Raw genomic sequence first — 10,906 nt, 5'->3', positions numbered from 1 at the left:
ACTTTGTACCTTTATTGATAAGTTAGATTTAGACCCGGATTTGATTTTAAATCATCCAAATCTTCCTTCAGTCTTGTTTTATGGTACTCTGGCTGCTTAAAAACTGTCCGGAGTATTGATATAAAAGAAGTAAAAAATTTCATTTGCTTGTTCAGGCTTTATTTTGCCAAAACTGTAGTTGGCTATTTGTTTAAGCAGTATGAAGAAGCTATCGAGTTTGCGAGAGAGGGGTTGAAATATTCAGGTTACGTTCAATCAAATATTAGTTTTATTGAACATAATTTTTACTATTGTCTGATTCTTTTAGCCCTGTATGTTCAGGAAGATTCAGGAGAGGAAGAAAAGAAACAAGAATACCTCAACCAAGTAGAAGAAACTCAGAAAAGCCTAAAAAATTGGGCGTTCCATTGCCCTGCCAATTACCAGCATAAGTATGACTTAGTAGAGGCCGAAAAAGCCCGCGTATTGGGGCAATATTTCTCAGCAATGGAATATTACGACCTGGCGATAGATGGAGCAAAGGAAAATGGATACGTCCAGCACGAAGCCCTCGCCAATGAACTAGCAGCAGAATTTTATTTAGCATTAGGTCGTCAGAAAGTAGCGCGTACCTACTTGATTGACGCTTACTATGCTTATATTCGCTGGGGAGCCAAGGCAAAAGTTAAAGATTTAGAAGAGCGCCATGCTGAATTACTCGCACCTATAGTCGGTAGGAAAAATAGCCTTCCGAGTGAAAGAGACGAAACGATGGTTCAGACCAGAAGCACTATCACTTCTACCAGTTCAGGTGCTGGACAAGCTCTGGATTTATCAACAATTATCAAAGCCTCCCAAGCGCTCTCAGGGAAAATTAATCTGGATGAATTGCTCTCCAATTTGATGCAAGTCTTGCTGGAAAACGCGGGAGCGGAAAAATTTTATTTCCTCATACCTGACCCAGCAGGTAAGTGGAAAATTGAAGCTCAATGTACGGGTGAACGATGTCAATTAATCTCCAAGTCAGCGGCTGAAAGTCAAGAGATTCCTATCTCGCTGGTTAATTATGTAGAACGCACGCAAGAAACTCTTGCGATCGATGATGCAACAACTGAAACCAGGTTTGCATCTGACCCGTATATTATTCAGCAGCGACCTAAATCTATCTTGTGTAGCCCCCTGATCAATCAAGGTAAATTGGTAGGCATCCTATACCTAGAAAATAATTTAACAGCGGGGGCTTTTACGCGCGATCGCCTAGAAGTCCTCAACATCATTTCCGCCCAAGCTGCGATCTCCATCGAAAATGCCCGTCTCTACCAAACTTTAGAAGATAAAGTGCAACAACGCACCGCCCAACTCGCCCAAGCAAACCAGGAAATTAGCTCCCTCAACAACAAACTCAAAGCCGAAAACATCCGCCCCAGTGCTGAGTTAGAAGTCACCAAACGACTGCAACAAATGATCTTGCCCAAACAATCAGAACTTGATAAAATTCAAGGATTAGAAATAGCTGGATACATGCAACCTGCCGATGAAGTTGGTGGCGACTACTACGACGTGCTAACCCAAAATGATCGGGTAAAAATTAGCATCGGCGATGTTACGGGACATGGTTTAGAAAGTGGCGTATTAATGATTATGGCGCAAACCGCCGTCCGCACTCTCCAACAAATGAACGAAACCGATCCGGTGAAGTTTCTTGATGTGTTAAACCGCACCCTTTATGCCAATATCGAGCGCATCGACTCCTCTAAAAACATGACCTTGGCTTTGTTAGATTATCAAGATAGTAAATTCAGCCTCAGCGGCCAACATGAAGAAGTTATCGTAGTCCGTACTGATGGTAACATCGAACTGATCGATACACTGGAACTCGGTTTTCCCCTGGGATTAGAGGAAGATATTTCTGGTTTTGTTTCCCAAATTCAAGTGCATCTTAATCCAGGGGATATAATAGTGCTTTACACAGATGGAATTACCGAATCTATAAATACAAATCGAGTGTATTACGGCATAGAAAGATTGTGCAAGGTGGTGAAAGAAAAACGCCACAAAACGGTTGAAGAAATTCGACAAGCAGTAATTGATGATGTGCGGCAACATATTGACGAACAGAAAGTTTTTGACGACATTACGTTGGTAGTCCTAAAACAGAAATAACGCAAGTTGGGAATTGGGAATTGGTAATTGGTAATTAGTAAGTGGTAATTGGTAATTGGTAATTGGTCATATCAAGTCCGGTTGCACCGGACTTGTATAGCGGGGGTGTAGTCGATGAGACGAAGAGGCTCGCTCCATTGCCTTCCTTGGACGCGACTTCTCCAAAGTCCTAAATTGGGCCGCCCAATTTACCGCAAACATTCACCTCAAATCCAAAAATCCCCAAAAACATCAACCAACTTGTGGTAAAGTTTTGTGTCGGTTGCTATGTGGCAATCTTCTGCAAGTTCAGTTAAACGCTCTCACAGCAATGTTTTTGCCAATTTTCCCCTTAGCTCAAACAATCCCCGCACCTCCCGCCCAACAAAAACTGATCATCGACCCAGAAGCCCCCGCACCCGAAAACGAACTGGATTTACCACAACCGCAGACAACGGCCCCGCTAAACACAGTCATGCAGCGCCAACAAGTGCGCGTTTTACCGGGAAAACTCGACAGCATCCCCGTTTTCAACAGCAACAGCCCCGAAGTTGTGCAAACCGAAGGCATTTTGCTCTCCACATTTGGGCCCGAAGGAAAACAAGTACCTTCTGCACACTTAAACTTTCGCTTCAAAGGTCGATTTGACATCTTTGCCCACTACATCGCAAAAGCTAAAAATCGCGCCGAAACTCGCACCTTATTTCAAGGAATAATTGTCCACAATCCCAACTCGGAACCTGTTACTTTAAATGTATTGCAAGGAGCGACTTATTTAACTCGGCCGGATGCTTTGTTTGTCGATTTGCCGTCGTATTTAGAGAATCGATTCGGCACTGTGTTTGCGGGGCCTGGAAGCCGCATTACGAGCGATGTCCTGCGGGGGTTCAGACAAGCCATTTTGCCGGCGGCGATCGAGATTCCGGCCAATGAGAGCCGGATGCTGATGAATTTGCCGATACCTGTGGGGAATGTCACCCCTGCTTCCAACGGTCGATCGACCTTGATGCGAATGTCGAGCAGCAATTCGGTTTATGTAGCGTCATTAGCCATGTTTGCTCCTAAAAGTCAAAGAGGAGTCGAGCAATATCCCACATTAGAACAGTGGGAAAATATTTTAAATACCAAAGGTTTAGCGGGGCCGAGAGATTTAGCACCAACTCCGAGAGGCGAAAATCCGGTGCAAAAAATTTACGGCCGCGTGGCGGGAGTAGCTGAAGGTTCCCAGTGGCAAGCTAAAATTACTGACAATTCGAGAACCGATTATTTAACGATTCCCAAGCGCGGCGAGTCATTTTCCTATGCTTTGAGCACTACTGATACGGGTACTTTTGGAACAGGTCAAGTTCAAAGTGCTAAAATGTTAGCTCGCTATCCCGATACTGCTTATTTTGCTCACGGTAATTACGGGATTCAATACAACTTAACTTTTCCGCTTTACAACAAATCTCGCGAGTCCCAATCTGTTAGCATTAAAATGCAAACACCGATAAAAGCCAATACAGAATCGGGGGGATTGATGTTTTACGATCCTCCCGAAAATCGGATATTTTTCCGAGGTACGGTGCGGGTGATGTTTAAGGATGATACGGGCAAGACTTTGACGCGCTACATTCACATTGTGCAGCGGCGGGGACAGCAGGGGGAACCTTTGGTGAATGTGAATATGAAGCCGGGGGAACGCCGTTTGGTGCAGGTGGATTTCTTGTATCCGCCGGATGCGACGCCGCCGCAAGTTTTGACTGTGCGATCGAGTAATTAGTTATTGGTTGACGGTTGACTGTCAACTGTTGAGGGTTGGCTGTTGGCTGTCGGCTGTTGACTGTTAACCTTTGGGTTGTTGTTTTAATGAGTTAAGATAGAGATTAAGTTTTGGTGAAAGTTCATTTAATAACGGATGCAGTCGATCGCTCTGTTCTTGAGTCAAAAGATTGGGAGCGTAGGCAAGTCTCAACCACTGTCTTGTTTCGTTTAATGAACCCAAGAGCAATTTTCAGAAAACGCTGATTATCTTGATAGCTATAGCGTCCATGTCCTTCTGCAAGATTAGCACCAACACTATCAGCCGATCGCACTATCTGTTGGCCCATCGTCTCCTTCGCAAAGTCGTCCTACTTTTTAAGAATAAACCATATTTCGTTTGATATTTTTTCTGCTAAGTGATCAACTCTTAGCTGTTGGGAGCTTTCCATATTAGCTGCTTTAACATACTTGATGGCAAACCATTGACTGTCAACTGTCAACAGTCAACAGTCAACAGTCAACAGTTAACTAATTAAAGCGTCAAAGACTGAGGATTTGTCTCAATCAATTTCGCTAAATCTTGCAAGAAAGACGCCGCATCAGCACCGTAAATAATCCGGTGATCGCAAGTAATATTCACCTGCATTTGGCGTTTCACTCCCATCAAACCATCTTCATTAGCTACTACTTGTGGCCGCGAAGAGCCGATCGCCAAAATCGAGCCTTGATTCGGGGGCAAAATCGCGTCAAACTTGTCTACACCAAACATTCCCAAATTGGAAAGAGTGAAAGTTCCCGTGCTGTACTCATCAGGCTTCAACTGCTTGGTGCGGGCGCGATCGACTAAATCCTTCCAAGTGCGCGAGAGCGAATAAATATCGAGGCGATCGGCATTTTGCAGCACCGGCGTAATCAAACCACCGCCGTCCATCGCCACAGCTACCGCCACATTAATATCAGCGCGGTATTGAATCCCGGACTCCACATAAGAAGCATTCAGCAGAGGATGTTTTTGTAAAGTTACTGCTACAGCCTTCGCCAGCATAGCCGTCATCGTGACGCCCTTCGACTTAATTTGTTTGTAGAGTTTGTCGAGATTATCAGTAGTAATTGTGTAACCCACGCGGAAAGACGGCACGCTCAAACTTGCTTCCATATTCCGCACTACCGCATTTTGCAGCGCGTTCATCGGTACTTTTTGGCCCGAAAGTGCGATCGCCGGGACTGGTGCGGGTGCGGGTTTGGCTGCTGCGGGGGCGGGTGCTGCGGGTGCCGGTGCGGGTGCTGCGGGGACTGTTACCGGTTGCTGAACCGGAGCGGGTTGGGCTTTGCCGGCTGCTGCTTCCACATCCTCTGCGACAATGCGGCCGTTGGGCCCGCTGCCTTTGATAGAATTCAAATCTACTTTAAACTCTTTGGCTAACTTGCGAGCGCGGGGAGAAACGACGCTGCGGCCGTTTTGGCGACTGACATTTTGCTGCAAACCTGCTGACGATGTAGCTGCGCTCACAGGAACGGGGCTGGGAGCGGGGGCTGCTGCTGCGCTTGGGGCGGCGGCTCCTTGCTGCTGAGCTGTGGCGATTTCGGCTTCTGTTTCTGCTACCAGGGCGATTGCCGCCCCCACCGGAGCCACTTCGCCCGCAGGTACGATAATTATTGCTAAATAACCTTCGTAGAAAGACTCCACGTCCATGTCGGCTTTGTCGGATTCAACCACCACCACCGTTTCGCCTTTTTCTACTTTGTCTCCGGCGGATTTGACCCAGGAAACAATTTTGCCCTCTGTCATGGTAGAACTCAGGGCTGGCATGAAAACTTCGCGAATCATCTGTAAAAAGTCCTTTTGTGTTGGTAATAGGTAATCGGTATTTGGCAATTGAGCATTGGCGATCGGCCACCGGCAATACTTATTATTATGCCAGTGTCTCGCATTCTTGATGTGTGACTGTTGACTCAAAATCAATTGCCAATTACCGATCGCCAATTACCACTTACCAATTTCTAAATATCACCTCGAATTTCTTCGACTATGCCGTCGCGGAGGAGAATTTCTACTTGCATTTTTTGAATCAAGTTTTCTCCGAGCCCGACAGTGAATGTGCCGTCAATTTGACCTTGACTCACTTCTTGTTCCAGGTCTAGTACCTGCACTTGCTGAAGCTGTTGCAGGTTTTGGTTTTTCTGTTCTAGCAGTTCGCTTTTTCTTTGATTCACCTGCACTTGAATGTTTTCTATTTGCTGCATTACTTGCGGGCCTGGGGGCTGCAGATTTTGCTTTTGGATTTCTGAAATCATCCGCTGCCCTTGCATTTCTAACTGTTGTAGCTGAGAGTCTATTTGGTTGATTTGGGCTTGGAGTTGCTGTTGAGCTTCTTCTTTCCAGCGGGGAGTAACGACGACTTTAACGTTAATCGATCGCTTCAAGAGTAATTGTGGTTCCATAAAGTTGTTGCTTGTCAATTAGGAATTAGGCATTAGTCATTAGTCATTAGTCATTAGTTGGTAAACATGAACTAATGGCCCAGGACTGAGGACTCGGACTCGGGACTCGGGTGTTGGGATAATTTTTTCTTTTCCATTCCCCAAGTCCTGCGAATATTTCAAAACATCCCGTCAATCATATCGCGGTAGTGTTGCGTCACAACCGGGCGCTTAATTTTCAGGGTCTGGGTCAACATTCCATTTTCGATCGAAAATGGCTCCTGAATCAACCGGAACGGGCCGATGCGATCGTCCGCGCGGTATCCGGGGCGATTTTGCACCTCTCGGTTCAATTCTTTGCGGAATAAATCTTGAATTGTCTTGCTATTCCAGTCAATTTCGTGTAAAGGGGGATTCTGAGTTTCTGCCCATTTCTGCACGGCTTCTGCATTGAGGACAATTAAGGCGCCCAGGGATTTCTGGTCTTGACCTACTACCATAATTTGGTCGATGTAGGGGCTGCGGAGGCAGGCGTCTTCTATGGGCTGGGGTTCGATGTTTTCGCCGTTGCTGAGGACGATCGTATCTTTAGCCCGCCCGGTCAAGATTAAGTCCTTACCCGGTGTCAGCCAGCCCAAATCGCCGGTGTCGAACCAGCCTTCGGAGTCTATGGCTTTGGCAGTCGCTTGGGGATTAAGATAATAACCTGCCATGATTTGCGGCCCCCGCGCCAATACCAAGCCGCGCTGGCCTGTTGGCAGTTGCTGTCTGGTTTCTGGGTCTACTATTTTAATTTCCGTATGGGCTAGAGGCTGCCCTGCGGAACCTTTAAGATTGTGCCAAGGGCGGCGGACGGTTAAAACCGGGGACGTTTCGGTTAAACCATATCCCACTAATAAACCGATATTCGCTATTTCAAAGAAATTGTCTATATGCGCGGCCAAAGAACCGCCGCCGCTAATCGCCCATTTTAAGCGTCCCCCTGTAGCTTCCCTGACTTTTTGGTAAACCAGTTTTTCGGCGAGGGCGTGCGCGGGCGACAACAGAATGCTTTTGGTGCGGGCGATGAGTTTTTCGGAAGCAGAAGCCGGATTCAAACTGAGAGTTAATCCTTGGCAAATGCGGCGGGCTTCTATGTATTGCTGGCTGGAAGATAACAGGAAATTCACCAATTTTTGTTTGTTAGGCGGCTGTTCGCGAAATTGCTTTTGTACTGCCTCGTAAATAGATTCCCAGATGCGCGGAACGCTGACCATGTAGTGGGGTTTGTAAGTTTTAAAGTCTTGTTTGAAATAGCGAATATTGGTGTAAATTTGCGTGCATCCTTGGGAAAGCAGGAAGTATTCGACGCTGCGTTCGTAGGCGTGCCAACTGGGCAGAATGCTGAGGGCGCCGTCGCCGGCTTCGGGCTGGAGAACTGTGCCCAAGGTGGTGAGTTGGTGCAGCAGGTTGCCGTGAGTCAGCATGACGCCTTTGGGTTTGCCGGTGGTGCCGCTGGTGTAGAGGAGGGTGGCGAGGGTTTGCTGGCTGTGGTTGGTGGGTTTGAGGGGACGGTTGGCCCCTGTGGTCATCACTTGGGAAAATTTGACTGTGTTTAGGGTTTGGCTGGTTTCCGGTTCTTCGTCGGAGAGGAGGACGATGAGTTGGACAGGCAAATCCGGGAGGCGGTGTTGCAGTTTTCTGAGTAATGCCAGGTTTTCGACTACTAAGGCGGTACTGCCGCTGTCTTGGATGATGTACAGGAGTTCTTCGGGGTCGGCTGTGGCGCCTCGAACCACGTTGGCGGCCCCGGCCATCATGATGCCTTGGTCGGCTATCAGCCAGCGGGGGCTGTTGTCTGCGAAGAGGGCGACGCGGTTCGGGACTGGTTCTGCTGGATTTGGTTCGATGCCCAGGGCTTGGAGGCCGGCGGCGAATTGCTGGATTTGCTGGTAGAGGTCGGTGTAGGTGAGTTTGATTTCTGGCTTGCTGTGGGGGTCGTGGAGGGCGACGGTTTGACCGAATTTTTGTTTGACGATCGCCCAAAATTCGGGTATCGATCGAATGGAACTGTAATCGATTAGCTTGCTGAGGTTCGCGCGATCGCGATCGGTCATTTGAGATGATGTGTAAGATGCTGGGCCGTTCATAGGGTATTTTCCTCAGTTTATGGAGATAAAATTATTGGCTATAAGTTTAAGATCGCAGTTATTTTACAACTTTATGGCAGTATCGTGACAGGTTGCCAACCTGCCATTGTCTATTTAGAAAATTAGGGATACAAAATGATGAAAATTATAGTTGCACAGAAACAGATGAATTTACCAAGGTTGATAGTAATTGCTTTGAGTGCGATCTTAGCATTATCTGGAAATCTGCTTGGAGCGAAGGCTGAAGAAACGCGATCGGAAAACAGAACATTTGCGGATTGGTGTCGCCAAAAAGCTGATTTGAGTTCTGAAACTAAACATACTGTTGATGTGCTGTTGGAGGAAGCAGGGACTACTGAGTGCGATGCGGCCGATCGGAAACTTTCTAGTCTCACGGAGCTCTCCCTCAGCCACAATACAATCGGCGACATCAAACCGCTAGCATCCTTGACTAACCTGACAGAGCTCAGCCTCGAAAGAAATCAAATCAGCGACATCACACCGCTAGCATCCTTGACTAACCTGACTTGGCTCAACCTCATCAGCAATGAGATCGGCGACATCAAACCGCTAGCATCCTTGACTAACCTGACACAGCTCGACCTCAGCTACAATCCGATCGGCGACATCAAACCGCTAGCATCCTTGACTAACCTGAAGAAGCTCGACCTCACCTCCAATCAAATCAGCGACATCCAACCGCTAAAATCTTTGACTAAACTTGAGTCGCTCGGCCTCAGCGACAATAAAATTAGCGACATCAAACCGCTAGCATCCTTGACTAACCTGACTGATCTCTCCCTCGGCGGAAATCCGATCGCTCCCAAGACTTGCCCTCTTTCGCCAGAGTCTATCTGTATGTGGGGACCACCACTATTTGAAGCACCGCCACAATTCTCACCACCACTGCCACCGCCACCGCCACAATTCTCACCACCACCACTGCCTGAACTACAACTGGGAAACAGCAGGCGAACATTTGCGGATTGGTGCCGCCAAAAAGCTGATTTGAGTCCAGAAACCAAACATACTGTTGACGTGTTGTTGAAGGAAGCAGAGACTAATGATTGCGATGCGGCCGATCGACAACTTTCTAGTCTCGCGACGCTCGAGCTCAGTGGCAATCAGATCGGCGACATCAAACCGCTAGAATCCTTGACTAACCTGACTGAGCTCTCCTTCGGCGGCAATGAAATTAGCGACATCACACCGCTAGAATCCTTGACTAAACTGACTGAGCTCTACCTCGGAGTAAATCAAATCAGCGATATCAAACCATTGCAATCCTTGACTAACCTGAATTATCTCTACCTCAACGGCAATGAAATCAGCGACATCACACCGCTAGAATACTTGACTAAACTGACTAAGATCGATCTCGGAGCAAATCAAATCAGCGACATCACACCATTGCAATCCTTGACTAAACTGACTGAGATCGATCTCGGAGCAAATCAAATCAGCGACATCACACCATTGCAATCCTTGACTAAACTGACTGAGCTCTTCCTCAGCAACAATTCTATCAGCGACATCAAACCGCTAGCATCTTTGACTAACCTGAATTATCTCTACCTCGACGACAATAAAGTCAGCGACATCAAACCGCTAGCATCCTTGACTAACCTGATTTATCTCGTCCTCAGCGGAAATTCTATCGCTCCCAAAACTTGTCCTTTTAAGCCAGAGTCTATCTGTAAGTGGGAAGAACCAATACCACTACCACCATCCCGCATTCCGCAGATATTCTCACCACCACCACCAGCACGATTCCCCAGAGAAGAGTTGAGGCTGAGTGAGTGAAACACATCGTTGCCATGCGTCCGTTCAATCTGATGGTATTTCAGCAGAGCAATCAAGTTTTTGGTAGAGCCTTTCAGTTGATTATTGCAGCGAGTTGAGTGGCTTTATCTAGACTGAGGTTGTGCTGCTGATAAAGTACGATCGCGAGTTCGAGTCGCACATCGGCTTCAGTCAGCGGGAAATTGTCGGGAAGGTCGATCGTAATTTGCATGATTTATAGTACATTTTAATTTGAATTGTCTCTGAAGTGCGAGCGTTTAATTTTGCAATTCGGGTTTAATTTTGTTAACAGGACTTACCCACAGACACTATCTGTAGGGCGAATCACACCGCACCTTATCCCCACAAATAGTGTAAAAATTGCTCCGCATAAGTCCTATTTAAGCCACCTTGCGCGGTGCATCAACCATCGGCGCAGTGCCAAACAAATGTCTGAGATAACTACGACTAAGTTCGCGGTTCCAGCGCCGCAGACGCACCATCACTCGCGTGAATGTAAAAGTCAATTCCAACACCAAAGAAAGCTGTTTGAGACTGAGTGAAGTATTAAACACATCATTGCCGTGCGTGCGTTCAATTTGATGATGTTTCAGCAAAGCAATCAGGTTTTTAGTAGAGCCTTTCAGTTGATTGAAATAACTCTGGGAGAATGCCCAGCGGCTGAAACCCCAAAACTTAGCCAAATGATT

Annotated in this window: 9 protein-coding genes and 1 pseudogene; 3 read left to right on the top strand and 7 right to left on the bottom strand. The window is 47.0% G+C overall.

Features of this window, described 5'->3' with window-relative positions:
- The first annotated feature begins 186 nt into the window (after nt 1-186).
- Together QUA38_RS24015 and QUA38_RS24010 are read left to right on the top strand one after the other, a co-directional pair.
- Complete coding sequence (locus QUA38_RS24015) at nt 187-2,142, top strand: GAF domain-containing SpoIIE family protein phosphatase (RefSeq protein ID WP_333166332.1); 1,956 nt, start codon at nt 187-189, stop codon at nt 2,140-2,142.
- A 310-nt stretch (nt 2,143-2,452) separates the two neighbouring features.
- Entirely contained in the window at nt 2,453-3,883 is a 1,431-nt protein-coding gene (locus QUA38_RS24010) for a DUF3370 domain-containing protein (protein WP_333166337.1), read from the top strand.
- 63 nt (nt 3,884-3,946) lie between these two features.
- Here QUA38_RS24010 and QUA38_RS24005 read toward each other — a convergent pair whose 3' ends face one another.
- The 5 genes from QUA38_RS24005 to QUA38_RS23985 form a co-directional block, all read right to left on the bottom strand.
- Entirely contained in the window at nt 3,947-4,048 is a 102-nt protein-coding gene (locus tag QUA38_RS24005; RefSeq protein WP_333166329.1) for a hypothetical protein, read from the bottom strand.
- Complete coding sequence (locus tag QUA38_RS24000) at nt 4,005-4,211, bottom strand: four helix bundle protein (RefSeq protein WP_333166327.1); 207 nt, start codon at nt 4,209-4,211, stop codon at nt 4,005-4,007. Before QUA38_RS24000 ends, QUA38_RS24005 begins: the two co-directional genes overlap by 44 nt.
- 185 nt (nt 4,212-4,396) lie before the next feature.
- Nucleotides 4,397-5,692 carry a dihydrolipoamide acetyltransferase family protein gene (locus QUA38_RS23995; protein ID WP_333166335.1) on the bottom strand — a complete coding sequence of 432 codons (1,296 nt, stop codon included), beginning with the start codon at nt 5,690-5,692 and terminating at the stop codon, nt 4,397-4,399.
- 173 nt (nt 5,693-5,865) lie between these two features.
- Nucleotides 5,866-6,306, bottom strand: coding sequence for a YlqD family protein (locus tag QUA38_RS23990; RefSeq protein ID WP_015179467.1), 441 nt, complete (start codon nt 6,304-6,306; stop codon nt 5,866-5,868).
- 158 nt (nt 6,307-6,464) lie between these two features.
- Complete coding sequence (locus QUA38_RS23985) at nt 6,465-8,414, bottom strand: long-chain fatty acid--CoA ligase (RefSeq protein WP_333166325.1); 1,950 nt, start codon at nt 8,412-8,414, stop codon at nt 6,465-6,467.
- 135 nt (nt 8,415-8,549) lie between these two features.
- Between QUA38_RS23985 and QUA38_RS23980 the strand changes: the two genes are divergently transcribed.
- Nucleotides 8,550-10,217, top strand: coding sequence for a leucine-rich repeat domain-containing protein (locus QUA38_RS23980; RefSeq protein WP_333166322.1), 1,668 nt, complete (start codon nt 8,550-8,552; stop codon nt 10,215-10,217).
- 73 nt (nt 10,218-10,290) lie between these two features.
- On the opposite strand, the gene QUA38_RS23975 is transcribed toward QUA38_RS23980, so the two are convergent.
- Nucleotides 10,291-10,428 (bottom strand): hypothetical protein, encoded by a 138-nt coding sequence (locus tag QUA38_RS23975; protein ID WP_333166320.1) that lies wholly within the window; start codon nt 10,426-10,428, stop codon nt 10,291-10,293.
- A gap of 169 nt (nt 10,429-10,597) precedes the next feature.
- A pseudogene (locus QUA38_RS23970) lies at nt 10,598-10,906 on the bottom strand (hypothetical protein); the annotation flags it as partial.

The organism is Microcoleus sp. Pol12B4 (assembly GCF_036701385.1).
Taxonomy (GTDB): Bacteria; Cyanobacteriota; Cyanobacteriia; order Cyanobacteriales; family Microcoleaceae; genus Microcoleus.
The sequence above is the reverse complement of the archived record's forward strand: the minus strand, read 5'-3'. Positions and strand labels throughout refer to the sequence as shown.

What these genes read in the sequence shown, in the direction of transcription:
- QUA38_RS24010 (WP_333166337.1), top strand. Translation starts at nt 2,453, where the DNA reads ATGTTTTTGCCAATTTTCCCCTTAGCTCAAACAATCCCCGCACCTCCC.
- QUA38_RS24000 (WP_333166327.1), bottom strand. Translation starts at nt 4,211, where the DNA reads ATGGGCCAACAGATAGTGCGATCGGCTGATAGTGTTGGTGCTAATCTT.
- QUA38_RS23995 (WP_333166335.1), bottom strand. Translation starts at nt 5,692, where the DNA reads ATGATTCGCGAAGTTTTCATGCCAGCCCTGAGTTCTACCATGACAGAG.
- QUA38_RS23990 (WP_015179467.1), bottom strand. Translation starts at nt 6,306, where the DNA reads ATGGAACCACAATTACTCTTGAAGCGATCGATTAACGTTAAAGTCGTC.
- QUA38_RS23985 (WP_333166325.1), bottom strand. Translation starts at nt 8,414, where the DNA reads ATGAACGGCCCAGCATCTTACACATCATCTCAAATGACCGATCGCGAT.
- QUA38_RS23980 (WP_333166322.1), top strand. Translation starts at nt 8,550, where the DNA reads ATGATGAAAATTATAGTTGCACAGAAACAGATGAATTTACCAAGGTTG.
- QUA38_RS23975 (WP_333166320.1), bottom strand. Translation starts at nt 10,428, where the DNA reads ATGCAAATTACGATCGACCTTCCCGACAATTTCCCGCTGACTGAAGCC.